1 protein-coding gene (only partly in view) is annotated in these 19,577 nt (G+C 61.6%); it reads left to right on the top strand.

Features of this window, described 5'->3' with window-relative positions:
• On the top strand, positions 1-19,577 hold the 3' portion of the coding sequence (locus WAW39_RS19165; protein ID WP_422320773.1) for a beta strand repeat-containing protein. 15,067 nt of this gene lie to the left of the window's left edge; 19,577 of the gene's 34,644 nt are visible here — the last part of the coding sequence; its start codon lies off the left edge, out of view; it ends in the stop codon at positions 19,575-19,577.

Raw genomic sequence — 19,577 nt, 5'->3', positions numbered from 1 at the left:
CCAACACCATTTTCGGTGGATTGACGGTGAATGGCACCACTGGCACGACGATCTATACGTTCAACCAGTTGAACGTGCTTGGTGCCTTCTCCGGCACCACGCCTTCGATCACCAAGACGGGTACTGCGACTTTGATGCTGGGCGGGACGTCCACCTACACGGGTGCCATCACGGTTGAGCAGGGCACCTTGGAGGCGCGCATTGGCAACAACGCCCTGACGACCGGGGCTGTGGTGGTCAACCCGGGCGCAGTGCTGCGGGTGATCAGCCCAAGCAATCTGGCCACCGCCAGTTCGGTGACCGTGAACACGGATATCAACGGTCTTGGGATTCTGAGCCTGGCCTATGCGGGCGCTTCTGGAACGGTTACGTGGAATTCGACCAACCCGAACTACGATGGTACACTCGCGATTGATGTGAGCGGTTACGACACTGCGGTGAGCCAGGCGGGCACGAAGCTCTTTCTCGGTTCCACACTGAGCGGTGCCTACACGGCGGCAACGCTGACCCCCGGCACGGGCAACGTCTATCGTCTCGGCACGGGCGGCGGCATCTTGAACATCAACAGTGCAGTTCTGACCGGTGCCGGAAACTCGGTCGTGATCGGCGCGGTCACCGGCACCCCGGGTGCGAACCTCATCGGCAACGGCGGCACCGTGGTGCTCAACACGGCCAACAGCTATGGCGGTGGCACCACGATCAACGGCAACGCCGTCGTGCAGATCGGCGATGCGAACGCATTTGGCACGGGTGCGATCACCTTCAATGGCGGTACCTTGCAGCCTAACCAGAGAGGCCTGGGTACGACGGGCAATATCATTCTGCGTCAGCCTTTCACGCTGGCCAACAACATCAATTTCTCCGCCGGTGGTGTTCTTACTGCTCTTGCAGGCTCGGGCAACTTGCAGGGTGCCTTTGCCGCCGATGCCTTCATCGGCGCAGGTCCGCTCGGCCAGACGGATCTGATCCTGACGGGTGCCGTGGACCTCTCCGGGGCCACTTATCGTGCTCTGAGCATCGCGGGTACGGACCGCATCGTCACGCTCTCCGGCGCCATCAGCGGAGCCTCCATCCTGGTCAAGACCGGGGTGGGCATCCTGCGCCTGACCAATGCCAGCAACAGTTCCAACGGCATCGCCATCAGCCAGGGTACTCTGGCCCTCAGCAGCACTGGAGTCATTCCGGGCACGATCCTCCTCAACTCCGGCACGCTTGCCGGTTGGGACCGCAACTTCACGGTTGCCAATAACATGCAGTTGATCCAGACCAGCACGATCGACGTGGGTGCCTCGACCACGCTGACCAGTTCTGGCGTGATCAGCGGCGACTTCACCTACGTTGGTGCGCCGACGGGCCTGACAAAGACCGGCCTCGGCACCCTGGTGCTCAGCGGCAGCAACACCTACCTCGGCACCACCACCATCAACGCGGGTATCCTGAGCATCAGCAGCGATGCAAACCTTGGCTCAACGGGTGGTCTGAACGTCACCCCTGGCGGCATCACCTTCAACGGCGGCATTCTGCGAGTTACTGAAGACATGACCACGAATCGTGTCATCACCATGACCGGTGCAGGCAGCATCAGTGTGAAGGCGGGCAAGACGTTGATCATCAACGGCATTACCGGCAACAATACTGGCCTACTGACCTTCAATGGAGGTGGCACGGCGATTCTTAATGGCAACCAGACCGGCCTCAATCTTCATGACAGCATCGCCATCAGCAACGGCGCAACGGTGATGACTCAGGCAACAGGGGGTACTCCATTCGGTGATGGTGCGGCCAACACTGTCACCATCAACGGCGGCTCCCTCCGTGTGAACACCAACGGACCAGGCGCAGCCTTCGTCATTCCGGCCGTCAACTTCACAGGAGCGGCCTACCTCCGACTCGACGCACAGATGGGCAATGACATTCAGATCACCGCCACCACTCTCGCCCGCGTGGGATCCGGCGTTCTCACGATTGTTCCTGGAGTGGATGGCAACGTCGGCAACACTGCCGGTGCGGACGCACGCGTCCTCGGGACGACCATCCTCGGTCAGAGCACCACGACCGTCGCGGGTCTCGCAGCCCTGAACAACTTAGGCACTGTTTCCGGGATCAATGCCGAGGTGACCGCCGCGTCCATCCTGCGTCTGGCCTCCAGCACGGATGCAACCGCGAGCTTCGTCCGCTACGATCCTGTGATTGGATTTGTGACCTCCATGGGTGCGAATCCGCTGACCAACACCTTCGCCGGTTCCACCGTTTCCAGCGTCGTCGACATCAATACCGCCACTGTCGTCCCTGGCAGGGCTGATACATTTGGTGTCCGCACCTCGGCCAGCATCAGTGGAGGCACGATCAGCATCCTCTCGCGCAACACCAATGAAATGGGCGGCCTGCTCATCAATGGTGTGGGCAGTGCGGCTCCGAACATCAGTTCCAACATCTTCATCAACCCCTTTGGCGCCACGGGCGGCGTGAACGCGGGAGAAGGCATCATCTACGTCAGTGGTGGTTACCTTGGCACCAATGCGGCCACGATCAGCGGCAACATCACGGCGAAGAACTTGACCATCGGCGGGGCGGGAGACCTGATCCTGTCTGGCGTCAACAACATCTTTGGCAACATCACGGTCAACGAGGGTTTCCTGACCATTGCCAACGCGGATTCCCTTCCTTCGCTTACCGGGGGACTGGTGCTCAACGACATTGGCAACCTCGACCTCAACGGCATCCGAGTGGTGACAGCGGGACTGTCCGGCACTGGAGGCACAGTGGGCAACCAATCGACCACGTCCAATGGCGTGCTGGTCGTCAACAGCATCAATAACACGACCTTTACCGGCAACATTGTCGATGCACTTGGCGCGGGGACTAAGACGACGAGGCTGGTGAAGAATGGTTCGAGCACACTGACCCTTGGCACGATCACCAGCACCTTCACTTATGCAGGTCAGAACAGCTTCACGGGTGGTGTGAGAATCAACCAAGGTCAGCTGACGGTGCAGGATCCGTTCGGTCTTGGCGGTGCGGATCCGCTCGTCGTGGGCGGCACCAACTACAGCACCCCAGGCACGGTGACTGTGAACGGCGGCATTCTGGCGCTCAACAGCAATGGTGGCGGCCCGAACGGCACCATCATCTTTGGCAATCCGAACACCAACGGCATCAACGTTGTGGCGGCCGGGTTTGCCACGATCAATGTGGACCGGGTGAGCGCGAACACGGGCAACCAAATCCAGATTGGCGACCTCGACCTCAGCGCTGCGACCCTGACCCTGACCGGCGGCAACAGCTACTCCCTGCGGGTGGCCGGCACGACGACCATTGGAGGCTCTTCTTCCAACATCAACACCTCCACAGGCGGCACGACTTTTCTTGAACTGGCCGGGCCGATCGTCGGCGCAGGCACCTTCAACAAATACGGCGGCGCCACCACCGGCTACGGCACGCTGCGGATCTCCGGCACGGCCAACACCTACACCGGCGGGACCAATGTGCTGGCTGGTGCACTTCAGATTACCGGGACCACAGGCACGCCGCTGGGCGGCACGGGCAGCGATGCGCTGATCAATGTCAATCCGGGCGCGGCTCTGCGCATCGCCGGCAACGGCAGCTTTGGTGGTGTTGCCCTCAATGGCTTGCTGCTCAACAGCAATGTCAACAGCCTGCCGGCCATCGTGCTCGACAGCGACTACAACCCCGGCACGGGCTTGAACGCGCAGATCAAGCAGCAAGGTGGCTTCGGCGCCGCCCTCCAACTCGCGGTTCCTACGTTCACCACGGCGCTTAATTTGTCAGACATCGGCAATGGACGTCTTTTCCTCGGTGGTTACTTCAACAATACCGTCGTCGAATACATGGCTCCGACACTGGGCGTCGGCGCGGACAACACTTATCGCCTGGGTGGAAACAACGGCGGCACGCTGGCCCTCTCCGGCGCGGACAATGTGCTGACTGGCACCGCCCGCCTCATCGTCGGCTCCCAGTTGAGCAATCTCCAAGGCAGCGCCATCACGAACGGTGGCGGCACGCTTTCCATCCGCAACTCCAATGACTTCAGCGGCGGCACCACCATCAGCAAGGGTTCGGCCGTATCGATCGAAGTCGGTGCGTTGGGGCGGACCCCGCTCGGAACGGGCAGCGTTGAAGTCTATGGCACCATCCAGGTCGTCGCGCCGGTCACAGGGATCGCGAGCGCGTCGTCGTTCTACAACCCGACCACCGGCTTCAACAACAACCTGATCACCCTTCGTCCCGGCGGTCAGATCCGCATCTTCGACCAGCTCGGTCGCGAACCCAACGGCCAGGGCCGCTGGGCGGATGCCACAGGACAGGACCTGAACGGCGGCACTTTCCGTTTCGATGGCGTGGCCAATGCCCAGTCCTACGAACTCGTTGGCACCTTTGGAGTGAACAAAGGATCCACCGTTACGGTGGTTCGGCCGGCCGGCTCAGGCTCCACCACTTTGGAAACCGCAGGTCTGACCCGTGGCTCGAATGGAACTCTTGGTCTTGCGACCTCTGGTGTGGGCACCCTTGGGATTCCAAACTACGTGGCGACGACCGGCACCACCACCGCCAGCACGACAGTTACCGTCGCTTCGACGGCGGGAATGTTGGTTGGTCAGGCGATTTCTGGCGCCGGGATTCCTGCGAACGCCACGATCACGGCCATCACCAACGGCACCACCATCACCATCAGTGCTGCTGCAGTTGCTGGCAGCGGGGTGATCACCAGCGGGATTGCGCCAACCTCGTATGACCGGCTGCTCGTCACGTCTGGTGTCGCAGTCGCTGGGACAACGGCCAACGGAACGGGTGTCATCAACGGTGGCATTGCCCCGGTGTGGATCGTGGATCGGACCAGCAACTCCTACGTGGGATACAATCCAACGGCGGCCACGACAGGCTTCCAGACTCTGATGATCCCTGGTGCCGCCACTCTGGGTGCCGGCCAGCTGGGTTACAGCTCGGTCAGCACGGGTGGTACGATCGGCGCGCTTGGTGCCGGCACCACCTTGGATGTGCGTGCGGCGGCCACCTTGTCGGCCAATTCGACTGTCTATGCTCTTCGCAGCGGCTTCAACATCACCCCGACGGCTGCCTTCAACACCATCACGTTTGACAGCGGTGCGGGCAACCTCGGCGGCGGCCTGCTGCTGACGGGCGGCACCATCAACCCCGTCCAGACCGCTGGCACGACCAATGGACCCATCACCCTGCCGATGACCCTGGCCTTTGGAGCCAACGAAGCCGTCATCTATGTTGGTGTGGCCACCAGCGTGATCAATGCGCAGATCACCGGCAGCAACGGCCTGACCAAGTTCGGCCCGAACCAACTGACGATTTCCTCCAGCAACCCAGGTCTGACTGGCACGATCACGCTGAACGAAGGCACCCTGCTGCTGCAGAACCCGGTTTCGAATTCCGGCGTGGCCATCGCCAGCACGACCAACGGCCAGGACATCATCATCAACTCCGGCAGTCTGGTCATCGACAGCCTGCTCTCCAACGACGCCGGGCGTGACTCCAACCTCCCGAGCGGCGTGCGTCTCACCGGCAACCTTGGCAGCAACGTTTTCGTCAATGGTGATGCGAGCATCACCAGCAACAACCAGGGGACCATGCAGCGGATCAACAACCTGACGATTGCCGATCTCGGGGCCAATTCACCGATCTACCTGAACTTCTCGCAGAACGGCATCACAGTCACCGGCACCACGACATTGGGAGCCAACAGCAACTTCATCGGTTCCTCCTTTGGTGCAGCCAATCAGAGCATCCTTGAAGGCCTGGTGGTGGGCGGCGCGAATGGCAAGCTGGTCAAGTATGGCAACGGCGGCCTCTTCCTCGCCAACGGAGCCAACACCTTCGGCACGAACGGCCAGATCGGGCTGGAAATCTGGGCCAGCACCCAGAACACCGCGACCAGCATTGTGGGTTCCACCTCGCTCACCGCAGGCACCGCGACCACGGGCGTGTTTGGTGTGGGTGACATTAACATCCTCGCTGGAGCACAGCTCCGCCTTGCGGACATCGGCAACATCGCCTTCCAGAAAGTCACCGCTGTCAGCGATGACTGGGCCTTTGGCGGCATCGCCTTTGGCAACAACAACAACGGCACCGCGCTGACCCAGGCCAACATCCTTGCTGTGCTGACCACCGGTCCTGCGGCCGACGGCAAAGTGCAGTTCAGCACCACGGGCTCCAGCCTCGGCGTCATTTCCCTCGACAACGGTGTGCAGTATGGAGCGCTCGACATCGGCGCGATGGAAACCGCTCTCAATCAGAGTGGGGCGGTGGAACATCTCTGGCTCGGCACCTCGACCAGCGGCGCGATCAACCAATACTACTTTGCCCCGACGCTGGGTGCCTCCACGGACGGCGTCTATCGCTTCGGCGGCGGCGGCAACCAGGGAACCATGCAGATCGGTGTGAACGCGTTTGAAAACGTCCTCACGGGTTCCAACTCTGTCCAGATCGGGGCCATGGTGGCGGGCAACGCCTATGCCAACCAGCCCGTCATCAACGGCAACACCAACATCACGCTCAACACCCGGAACAACTACACCGGCGACACCTGGGCCAACCGCAGCTCGACGCTGAACATCGGCAACAACTTCGCCCTGGGCAGCGGCAAGCTGATCATCAACAACACCACGGACGGCGGTTTTAACATTGGCCAGGGACAGACGGGTGCAGTGAGTGCTGGTGGCATCAGCCTTCTCAACAACGTGGATCTGGTGGCTGACTTCCGCTCGGCCGGCACGAACTTCGTGCTGCGCGGCAACGTCAACCTCACGCCGGCTGGCGTGGGAGGCACCCGCACGATTGAAAACACGGCGGAATTGAGCATCCTCGGCGTGATCAGCGGCGTGGACGGCAACCTGATCAAGAGCGGCACCAGCAACCTGGTGCTCAATGGCATGAACACCTACACTGGCACGACGACGCTGACGGGCACCTCTGTCAACGGCAACCAGGCCCAGGCGGGCATCCTCTATGTCGGCACAGACGTGCTGCCGAACGTCGCTGGCGCCCTCGGCAACACCGACTCGCCGCTGTTCATCACCAATGTCGCCGCGGGCTCCGTCGCTGCGACCACCTTCGCCGCCCTGGGCCTTTCCGGGCAGATCACTTTTGGTCGCGACATCATCATCAGCAACCCGAATGCCGGGTCGAACATGTCGATCTTCAGCAACTCGCTCTACGGGTCGAAGATCACCGGGGGCATCGGCATCGTCTCCGGGAGCGCGGACCGCACCCTGACCCTCTTCGCCATCACCAGTGGCCGCCTTGAACTGCTTGGACCGATTTCCAGCAACGGCAACCTGCACAGCATCCTCATCGGCAGCACCGCGACCACCGGACAATTGGGCAACGGCGTGGTCTTCATCGGAGCGGATCCAAACGGTTACTCGCAGAACACCTACACGGGCAACACGACTCTGAACAACGCCCGCGTGGTGGTCGGTGCCAATTCCTACTACTCGGGTGCGCCGAATGCGCTGACCATCATCAGCGGTCCCTTCGGTGCCGGCACGCTCACTTTCGGCTCAGGCAATAACAACGGCGGCACCTTCATTGGCTCGAATGGCGCAGACCGGATCGTCCCGAACGCTCTCGGCACGCTCAGCACCGCCGCCACGCTCTCGATGACCTTTGAAGGCCGCGGCAACCTGACCTTCATCAACACGGCGTCGACGTGGAACCTCAATTCCGACGCGACGCTGCGCAACCGCAACTTCGTGGTGAACACCACGCAGGGGGCGATCCAATTTGATGCTGGTTTCACGGCAAGCGGCGCAGGGGGCAGCAACCTGCTCAAGCAAGGCCCCGGCATTTTGGTGATCACGGGCAACAATGCGGCCTACAACAAGACCACTGCGGACGCCAACTATGGCACTTCATGGTTTATTGATGCGGGCATGCTGCGGGTGACCGCCGACATCAACCTGGGTGATACCACGCCGATCGCTGTCGGTACCTCCACCGCTCACACTGTGGCCGGCCTGCCTACGGACGTGCGTCTGCGCGGCGGTGTGCTCTCCGTGGGCGGTTCCTTCACCACCTCCCATCAGCTGATCCAGACTGCGGCCAGTGCGATTGGCGTTTCAACTGGGTCCACTTTCGGAGTGCCGCTGCCCATCACCGGTGCCTTCGGCCTGACCAAGCTCGGCGGCGGCACTCTGGTGCTCAATTCGACCGTGAATGCCAACAACAGCCTGACCATCGGCGGCATCGGCAGCAGCGGAACCGTGATGACTCAGATGACGAGCGGCACGCCGTTCGGCACAGGCGCGATCACCCTTACCGACGGCACCCTGCAGCTTCAGGGCACGGTGGGGACAGCCCCAGTGGGTGTCACCGCAAGCGCACAGACGGCGGTCAGCTACATCCTCACAGTCAGCAACGCTGCGGGCATCGTCCCTGGCATGACCATCGCTGATTCCACTAATCCCGCCAATATCACGGCGGGAACGCTGGTCACAGCGGTCAATGGCAACGTCCTCACCCTGAGTGCTCCGACGGCGGGGATTGTGGCGGCGTCTGATGCGCTGACGTTCGGTGTCGTCAACCAGGCCCTCACGGTGACCTCGATGACCTACAACGCAGGCCGCGTCCAGTTGACCAAGGGAACCGGTGTGACTTCCGCGCTGACGGCGACGGCGCTGACCCGCGGCACCAACGGCATGATGACGATCATCTCTTCCGACCTGGCTGCGGATCTCGGAGTGAATGAGTTCTTCAAGGTGACGAATTCTGCGCCGGCCAATACGGCAAGCGGCGGTGGATTCATCCTTGCCACACCTTCCATCGTCGGTCGTTCCTCGACGGGTGCGGACACCAACTCACTGAACTTCCTGCGCTACGATGCCATCAACGGCTTCCTCCTGAACAATGCCACCACGGTGGGTGTGTTGAGTGCCTCGGCCGCGACCTCGCTGGCCGACATCACCAGCGACCAAATCGTGGACAACAGCACCATCGATGTGCTGGACCTGCGTACGAACAGCAACATCGCCGCTGGTGGTGGCTCCTCGCTGCTCCGCATTGCGGGTGCGGGCCTGATCATGAACGGCGGCGCAGTGACGTCCGCCGGCCAGACTATCAGCAGCAACCTGCGATTCGGCACGGGTGCGACGCCAACGGAAGCTCTCGTATTTATCAGCGGCGGTCAGACCAGCGCCTCCGTCATCTCCGGCAACTTTGAAGCCACCGACTTCACCAAGGCCGGCGCGGGCACCCTGCTGCTCTCTGGCACCGGCAACATCATGGCTCCGCAGACCACCGGCCTGCGCAACCTGACTGTGCAGGAAGGCACCTTGCAGTTTGCCAGCGCCAGCGCGGTGCCTTCCAGCGGTCTGGTCAACCTTGTCATTAACAGCAGCGCCAATGGCCTTGATCTCAACGGTCAGAACGTCACCATCGGCGGTCTGTCCGGCGTCGGACGGGTGACGAACACGGGCTCCTCCTCCACCCTGACGGTGAACACCGGCATCGGTCAGAGCACCACCTATCTTGGAACGATTGATGGCAACGTCGGCCTCACCAAGTCAGGGAACGGCACGCTGACCCTCAATCAGGCCCCCATCGCGGATGGAGCTCCGCTGGCCAACACCTACACCGGTGGTACGATCATCAATGCGGGGCGTGTCACCAGCGCGAACGTCGTCGCCCCGGTCAGCACCGGCACACTTGCCGTGCGCAACACCCTTGCGCTCGGGACCGGTCCCATCACCCTCAAGGGTGGGATTCTTGACCTCGCAGCCACATCAGCGGCTGGCTACGCGGCGGGCGAAGTCACGGACAACATTGCCACCATTCAGTTTGGCTCCGGCAGCGGCTACAACATCATCGTCGACCAGTTCAACAGCTTCGGCAACGGCTCGACCTACGCCAATACGACTTCCACGCTCTCGGTGGGTGTCGCTCCCGTGGCTTGGTCGTTGATCAACAACGTGACGCTGAACGCTGCGGCCCTGAGCTGGACTGGCAATTCCACGAACGTCCAGATCAACGGCATTCTCGCTGTCAATGCGGCCGGTGAAACGACCCTCAACACGGCTGCGAATGGCGTGATCAGCGGGCAGATCGCGGCTGCGGGCAAGACTCTGGTGAAAATCGGCGGTCAGACCCTCTTCCTGACCAATGGCGACAGCGGTGCCGGTGCTAATGCGGTGGGCGCTTGGAAACTCATGGCTGGCACGACGGAAGTCCGCCTCTCCAACGGGGCCTCCAATCCGCTTGGAGCCAGCGCTCCGATCACCCTGAATGGAGCGACGCTTGTCATCAGCCATGAAGGTGACAACACCGCCAACATGCAGGTGCTGACCACCTTTGCGAACAACAACCTGACCATCGGTTCGACCGCCACGCTCGGCGGCGGCAGCTACATCGGCAGCGGCGGGACGGCTCTGAATCTGACCCGGGCATCTTCCGCTTCGAACAAGACTGTTCAGTTCGGCACGCTGGCCTTCGGCGGACCTTTGGGCTCTCCTCTCCTGACCCTCAACAACGTTGCGGACAACCAGCAGCTCTCGTACAGCTTCACCGGCCTGAGCTTTATCAAGGATGCCGAGATCACCAACAACAGCCGCACAGGCGGCAACGGCAACGTCACCATCAATGGACCGGTAAGCGGCAACGGCACCCTTTTGAAGGGCGGCGGTGGCGGTCTGTTCATCAACAGCGACAACAGCGCCACCTTCAAGGGCGGCTACGTGAGCAATGGCGGCACCACATTCTTCGGCACCTTCGAAGGCAATGTGATCACCCTGAGCGACACCCCCGGCATCGCAGGACTCGTGGCCACTTCCAACCTGGGAGCCGGCAACACCCTCATCCAGCCGGGCTCCGCCATTCAATACAACAGCACCAGCAACATCGCCGTCGGAGCCGGCAGCATCGACCTGCGCAGCAATGCCATGGCGAACTACGGCATCCTCCGCATGGCGGCCAATGCACCGCTCTCCGACTTCAAACTCCTCATCGGCAACCTTGGTGGCCCGCAGAACACCTCCTACTTTGGCCTGGCCGGCGGCAATGGGCTCAACGGTGGCGGCAAGAACGCCGGTTCGGCCATCATTGCACTGAACACGGTCTATACGCAGACGATCAACCTCGCGATGATCGGCGACGGCACCGCCTTCCTCGGCAGCACTCAGAACGGTGTGGGTCTGAACGGCAGCTACAACGCCGCCACCCTTGGAGTCGGCGCGGGCAACACCTACCGCCTCGGTGCGGGTGGCAGCATTCTCTATGTCTCCAGTGACATGGCCAACAGCAACGTGCTCACGGGAGCGGGCACGGCTCTCATCGTGGGCCTGCCTCACAGCGGTCTGAACGGGGACAATATCACCGCTAGCAACGGTCGTGGCACTGCGATCCTCATGACCGCAAACAACTACACCGGCAGCACGTTGGTGAACCGCGCCAGCACGCTGGAATTCCGCGGCAGCCTGACGACGAGCAGTTTTGACACCTGGGGCATCCTGACGGCCGGTGGCCTGGGCGGTACCTTCCTCAATGCGGCTGGCACAGCCATGCTGGCCCCGGTCACTCTGCGCAACACCTCGGAAGTGCGCTTCGACTACTCCACCGGCCTGCTCGCCACCACCAAGCTCGAAGGTTACGGCGGCCAGGGCCGCTGGCTCGACACTCAGGCCGTCGACCTCAACAACTCCACGATCCGCCTCATTGGCAACCGCGACATCGAAGTCACGGAAACCGTGGGTGACGTGACCGTGGGCAAGTTCGGCCAGCTCGCCGTTCAGCGCGACTTGATCGACCGCACCGTGAACCTCATCATCGGTGGCGGAGCCGGCGCTGACATCACCCGTCTCACGCAGACGAACAACGGACTTGCCATTGCCGGCAACGCGGCCTCGCTTCAGATCAACCCGGCCAACGGCGGCGTCCTCGGCAGCGATGAGCGCGTAAAGCTCTTCAGCGGCATCGGGGCCAATGGCCTCGTCGCCCTCGGCGGCGTCACCAATGGCATGGTGGCTCCTTGGATCGTCAACGCCACGGATGCGCAATTCCTCACCTACACGGCGGATAATGGTTTCGTGAACGCAGGCTTCGACCGCACTTCGGCCGGTGGCAACATCGCCGCCGCCGGGCAGCTCATCGGTGCCAATGACCGCTTCCTCCTCAACACGGCGGTTCTTGTCTTCAACGCAGAGGGCCTTGGCATCGGCCTGGATGTCTATGCCGGCCGCTTTGACACGGGCATCACCTTCGGCAACAACAACAATGCAGCCGCCACGGACCGCATCCGCCTCCAGAGCGGTGGCTTTATCAACCCCAATGCGGCAGTCCAGATCTTCACCGGCATTGAAGTCGGGGTCGCGGGCAGCGGCCTGAAGGAGTTCAACATTTACAACCAGAACACCGTCACGATCGGCACGATCACGACCCAGACGAAATCCAGCACCCTGCCGGGATTGTCGCCTACGACCACGGGTCAGATCACGAACGCCAGCAACGTTGTCAAGCAGGGGGGCGGCACCTTGGTCATCGACTCCCCGCAGGCCAGCTTCAGCGGCAACTGGATCGTGAATCAGGGCAGCATTGCCTTCCGGTCCGCGACGGTGCAGGCCAACCTCGGCGGCACGGCCACCCTCTCGCAGATGAACGCCGGGACCAACGGCCTCGTGGTGATCAATAACCACGGCGGCCAGCTCCAGCTCCGTGCTGATGCTGCCAACACGGTGTTCAACCTCGGTCTGGTGATCGGTGAAGGCAATCCTTACGCCGTGATCAACAACGACCGCGCCGCAGGTGCTGCAAATGCGCTGAGCATCCTGACCGGTGGTATCCGCTTCGGTGGCTCTCCTGGTGAGCAAGGCCAGACCTTGCTGTTCAACAACGCCGGCAACAACGTCAACCTCCAGGTGAACGGACCGCTCGCATTGAGCGCCGCCACCATGGAAGGCGCACCGGCTTATAACTACCTCTTCACCAATCAGCCGACCCTCACCGTCTATGGTCAGGTCACCGGTGGTGCGACTTTGGTCCACACCGGCGGCGGCACCCTCGAACTCGGCAACGGCTTCACCGCATTCAACAACGGCATCAACACCTTCACTGGTGGCCTGCAGAACGTGCAGGGTTCGATCACGGTGCGCGGCACCACCACGGGCACGCCGGCCAACTTCGCCGCGCTCTTCAGCGGCATCAACAATGGCGGTATCGGTGCAGGTGATGTGACCCTGTATTCTGGCATCCTTAATCTGCGGATCGACGGAGCGAACACCACCACCCGTGAGCGCTACGTCATTGGCAACAACGCCGCAGGCAACAACCTGATCATCAACGGCAGCAGCACGATCGATGTGAACAGAAACATCGCCAGCACTGCGGCGAACAAACTCCTTGCCTTCAAGGATCTCACCATCGGCAGCTCCACGCTGACGGTGACTGGCGGCAACACTTACGGCTTGGAAATCAACGGCCTTACCAATCTGACCGGGACGCCGACGCTCAATGTCAGCAGCGCACCGCTTCTTCTGAACGGTGTCATCAATGACGGTGCAGGTTCAGCTCCAGGCAGCATTGGCCAGGCCATCATCAAGGGCGGCGGCAGCGACCTCTGGCTCAACAGCGCCGCGAGCACCTTTGGTGGTCTCTACGCCGGCACGGTGGGGGCAAACGGCCTCGGCATTGTGGTCAACGGCGGTCTGCTGCGCTTTGGTGACGTCAACAGCGAGAACGGCACGTTCCTGAACCTGAGCGCCATGCTCCGCGGCAGCACGATCCGGATCAATCCGACCGGCAACATGTATCTGACCAACCTTGCCAACATCAATTTTGGCACGGGTCAGCTGCAAGTGCTGGGATCCGGAGTGCAACTGGCTGTCCTGCGTTTTGCCAACGCCGCCCTGAGCCAATCCTACCTCCAGAACGCCATCAGTGCTGATTCTGAAGGCGTGATCGGGCTGGACGTGAACAACGCCAACAACTTCAATCTTGCCACCATCGGCAACGGCAAATTCTACTTCGCGGCGACGGGTGCGGCCCGCAGCTACACTGGCACCGCACTTGGTGTGGGAGCCGGAAACATCTACCGAATTGGCGGCAATGGCCAGACCCTGACACTCGACTCCACTGCCGCAGGGTTGTTGGGCGTGCTCGTGGATTCTGGTGGCACGAAACTCCTCGTGGGTGGTCAGGCGGCCAATGTGAACGGCGGCATCGACAGCCAGGATCTCTTCACTTACACCGGTGGCACGATCATCAGCCGCAGCTCCTCCATGGTCATCCGGCAGAACGCCACGGCGACCGCAGGACCTCTGGGTGTGGGCGGGGCGGTGGACATTTTTGGCACCCTGCAGGTTTACGGCAGCGCCACTCTGCGCAACGTGAACGGAACGGCCAACGCCTACGCCGTCAACCTCCACCCCGGTTCCGTGCTCTGGCTCGACAACGATGCCACCAACCTGACGGATCGCTGGGATGACAACACGGCCATCAACCTCAATGGCGGACAGCTTTACTTCCGTGCCCGCAACGACGCTGCCGTCACGAGCACGGAAACCGTGGGAGCCATCAACTATTCCAGAGGCTCCTCGATCCGTATTGACCGTCGGATCACCAACGGTGTGGCACAATTGACCGTGGCCAGCCTGAATCGCGCTGGCGTGGGAAGTACCCTCTCCATCGTGCCCAATGGAAACTTCCTTGGGCTCAACACTGGGAACGATGAAACCGAACGTTTGTTTGTGACGGCATGGAACACCACGCCTCCGACGCTTTCGGGCACGGTGAACCGCAATGTGACCCCGGGCTTTGCGGCCAACGGGATCCTGCCTGCTTATTACATTGATGCGACGAACAACACCTTCCTGAGCTATAACTCGACGACCGGCTTCCAGTCCGTGCAGAGCACGCTGACCCCCACCACCAATCAGGTGGCCTACAGCAACATCTTCGCCGGTGGTGTCTTCAGCACCAACACCAATGCCAGCAGCGTGGTGGACATCACCACCGCTGTCGTGACGCTGACGCAAGATCAAACGGTCTATGCATTGCGCACCGCTTTCGGGATCAACAGCGGTGTGGGTCAATACAACACCATTACCTTCGCCGACGGCGCTACGGATGCAGACCGTGGCGGCCTCATCAGCACGGGCACGACCACCATCGCCACCAACCTGAGGTTCGGAACCACCGGAACCAAGGAAGGCATCATCTTCAATCCTGGCACGACCACACTCACAGGTGACATCTACGCGGGCAGCATCGTCAAATTCGGTGCTGGTGCGCTTGTGATTGGAAAGGATCAGACCGCAGCCGCCAACGGCACGGGCTTCTCTGGCAACTGGACGGTCAACGGCGGTGCACTGACTCTGAACACCTTCGGCGCATCCGGTGACGGCGGCACGATCACCCTCAACTCCAGCAGCGCGAACACGGCCTCCGGGACCACGCTGAACCTGCTGGCGCAGCCCGGCAACTCGCTCAACGGACAATACACGATGGGCCGCATCATCTCGGTGGACAACTCGATCATCGTGTCGACGCCGAACCTGACTGACAGTGTCGTGGGCATTAGTGACCTTGAGTCCTTCTCGACAGACACGACCGGTCTCTCACCGGCCCGCCTCCGTGTGCAAACCGGCAACACCCGTTCCGTGTTGAATGCAGGAACGCTTTTCCTCACCGGCGCGGGTAACTCAATCCTCGACATCAACGCGGGTGCTGTGAACAACCAGATCACCTCTGGTGCCACGGGTTCCGGCCTGAACGTCCTGGGCCTCAACGGCAGCCGTGACCTCATCAAGTGGGGCAACGGTTACCTCTGGGTCGGCGGCAACAACAGCACCAGCTTCACGGGCAATGTGAGCATCGAGGAAGGTGCCATCGGCGTGACCAACGCCAACGCCTTCGCCAACGCCTCCACGAGCATCACGGTCAAGCGCTACGGTGTGCTGGACATCCTGACCACCGGCTTCACCAAGGCTACCGCCGCCGTAGCCACCGCCGGCTCGATCAACTATGAGGCCGGCTCCATCGAACGCTGGAGCGTGGACAATGCCCGCAGCGGCACCATCAACCTCGGCGCCGGCTCGCTCCAGGTGAACGCCGACCAGAACACCACGGTGGCCACCATTCTGATCAACGGTGGTGCCATTGAAGGCTTCCTCCGCACGGATGACGTCTCCAGCGGCAACTCTGGCACGGTCTTCCGCACCTTGGGAGCCGGTGTGAGCATCAGCCTGCTGGGCAACTCCTTCGTCGGCCAGAACGCCTTCACCGATGGCCCGAACGGCACTGACAACGGACGCACGACCACCCTGACCACTGGCGTCGGCTCCGACACCAACAACAGCAGCGAGCTGACCGATACCGCCCGTGGCGCGATTCTTGAAATCAAGGGTAACATCAGTGGCGCAGGCAGTCTGACCAAGCAGAGCATTGACACCGTCATCCTCTCGGGCACGAACACCTACAATGGTGGCACCAACATCGCCAACGGCACCCTCCGGCTCGCTTCGGCCGCCGCCCTGCCCACCGGCACCAACGTCACCACCTCCAGCCGCGGTGTCCTTGATCTTGGCGGGTTCAACGCCTCCATCGGCAATCTCAACTCCTCGGTGATCACGGGTGCGGCTTTCAGCAGTTCCAGCGGTTTCATCACCAACAGTGCCACGGTCATGAAGACCCTCACCGTCACTCCGACGACGGACAGTTCCTACAGCGGTGTCGTCCAGAACAACATCAACGTCGTCAAGAGTGGCACCAAGAAGCTCATCTTCACCAACCTAAACACCTACAATGGTGACACCACGGTGAATGGCGGTGTTCTGGAAGTCAGTCATGTCACTGCTGGCGTCATTGATGGCATTTCCGGCACCTCTTCGCTTACAGTTGCCAGCGGAGCCACCTTCAACCTGCTGACCGGCACCACTGGCGGTGTGCTGACACTGGCGCCTTATACCGGCACCATCCTCAATCTCGCAGGGGGCAGCCGCCTGGGTGTCGAAGTGGGAACCATCGGCAGCAGCATTCTGCTGAATGCCGGAGCGATGGCGTATGTGACCGGCAATGTCACCGTGGACGCCTACTTCCTCAGCGGGCAGACGCCGGGGGCCACCTCCACGATCCTCGCTGCTGCTTCCGGCGGCCTTGTGAACGGCACCAGCAGTTCAGGAACTAGTTCAGGAACTTATACCGTGGGCAACCTTTACAACGTCACCAATTTCAAGGTCACCAGCATCACTGCCACGGACACGCTGGTGTATTTCAACACTGCACCGACGACAGCGCTCACGGCGGCCTACTGGACGGGTGGCTACAGCGGTGCGGCCAATGTCTGGGCGGTTTCCAATGGCTCCACGGCCAGCAACTGGGCGACAGATCTGGCCGGCACCGCCACGGGACTCGTTCCTAACGTCAGCACGGATGTGTTCCTCTCCGCCACCGTTAACTCGAACCAGAGCAACATGGTTCTGGGCGCCAACATGAGCATCAAGAGCCTCACGGTGAACGCACAAAGCACCGGCAGTGCGGTGGTGCTGAACAGCGACGGTGGTTACACCCTGACCATTGCCAACGGCATCACCACGGACGCAGGATCCAGCGCCGCGACGATCAACAGCAACGTGGCCCTCAGCGCCGCCACCGCCACCATCACGGTCAACTCGTCCAACGCGCTTGCCCTCAATGGTGGTGTGAGCGGCACGGCCATCACGAAGGCAGGTGCCGGCACCTTGGTTCTCGGCGGAATCAACACCTACACCGGTGTGACCACTGTCAGCGCTGGTGTGCTGAGTGCCGCCAACAATCTGGCGCTGGGCACGACGGCAGGAGCCACCACGGTCTCCAGTGGAGCTTCTCTGGAACTCCAGGGCGGCATCAACATCGTCGGTGAGGCGCTGACCATCAATGGAACGGGTGCCTCGAACAGTGGTGCCCTCCGCAACCTTAGCGGTGACAACATCTACAATGGCACCGTCGCCCTCGGCAGCGCCTCGACCATCCAGTCGGACGCAGGAACCCTGAGCATCAATGGCGGCATCAGTGGTGCTTTCGGCCTGACAGTATCAGGTGCCGGAAACACGGTGATCAACGGGATCATTGGCACGGGTGCCGGCACTCTGACCAAGAACGACTCGGGCACACTGACCCTCGCCAACGCCAACACCTACACTGGTGCCACCAGCATCAACGGCGGCACGGTGATTGTCTCCAATGCCACAGGTCTTGGAACGGTGGCGGGTGGCGTCACGGTCGCCAGCGGGGCTACGCTCAACATCAGTGGTGTGACGGTGGCTGAAACACCGGTGAATTTGAACGGCACCGGGGTAGGTGGAAATGGCGCACTCACCGGCACCGGAGTGTCTGCCGTAACGGGTGGATCGGTCGTCCTGCAAAGCAGCAGCTCCATTGGAGCCACCAACGCCACGGACGTTCTGACAATCAGCGACGTGATCTCTGGCTCTGGCATGAACCTGACCAAGGTCGGTGCCGGCACGGTGATCCTCGCTGCCGCCACGGCTAACACCTATACTGGCACAACAACGGTTTCGGGAGGCACCTTGCAGCTCGGCAACGGCGGCACGACCGGCGCACTGGACATTAACAGCACGGTTAGTGTCGGCACAGGTGCGGTCTTTGCAGTCAATCGCAGCAATGCCGTCGCACAGGGCACTGATTTCAGCGCCAGCACCATCACGGGTGCGGGTGGATTCGCCCAGACCGGCACGGGTGTCACCACATTGTCCACGACTGGCAACAGCTACTCCGGCGGCACTGCGGTCTCCAACGGTGAGCTGCGTGTCACAGGCAGTCTGACGGGAGCCGGGTCGGTGATTGTGGGTGAAAGCGGTGGTTCGCTGACCAACGCGGCAGTTCTTGCAGGTGCTGGCGACGGCACCACCACCGGCGTCATCGCTGGTGCGGTGACGGTGGGTGGAGTGAACAGCGTGGGCATTCTCACTCCTGGAGTCACCTCCTTGAATGCAGACAAGGGCACTCTGACGATCACGGCTGATAACACAGCACTGACGGTGGCCACCGGTTCGCAGATTCAGCTGGGCATCACCACTCCGACCACCGCTGCGGTGACAGACTACAGCTACACCTTCAACATCGGTGCCACCACCTACACCAACGCCAAGGACTACTTCGACGCTTTGGGATCAGGTGCAGACATCTACACCAAGGGGGCACCGACATCCTCCACGAATCATGACTTCATTAATCTCAGCGGCACTAACAGCACTCTGAGTGTTGGCAACCGTGCAGGCGCCGCCTGGGGTCAGGGAGCCATCGTGGTGAACTCGGTCGGCAGTGTTTCAGCGCAGCAAGGCCAGGTCTTCAACCTGATTGACTGGAGCGGTGCCAACCTGAGCGGTGGCTTCAGTGTCGGGGCTTTCAACACCTACGATGCAAGCACCAGTGTCATTGCCGGCGATCTCGATCTTGCAGCGCTTGGTGCAGGACTGGCATGGGATGTCAGCGCCTTCAGCACCTACGGCGTCATCGTTGTGGTGCCTGAGCCTTCCCGGATGCTGTTCCTGATGTTTGGACTCCTGGGCCTCTTCTACAACCGCCGCCGCCGTTACAGCCGCCTGTAA

The sequence above is a fragment of the Prosthecobacter sp. genome (genome assembly GCF_049294395.1).
Classification (GTDB): Bacteria; Verrucomicrobiota; Verrucomicrobiia; order Verrucomicrobiales; family Verrucomicrobiaceae; genus Prosthecobacter.
The sequence above is the reverse complement of the archived record's forward strand: the minus strand, read 5'-3'. Positions and strand labels throughout refer to the sequence as shown.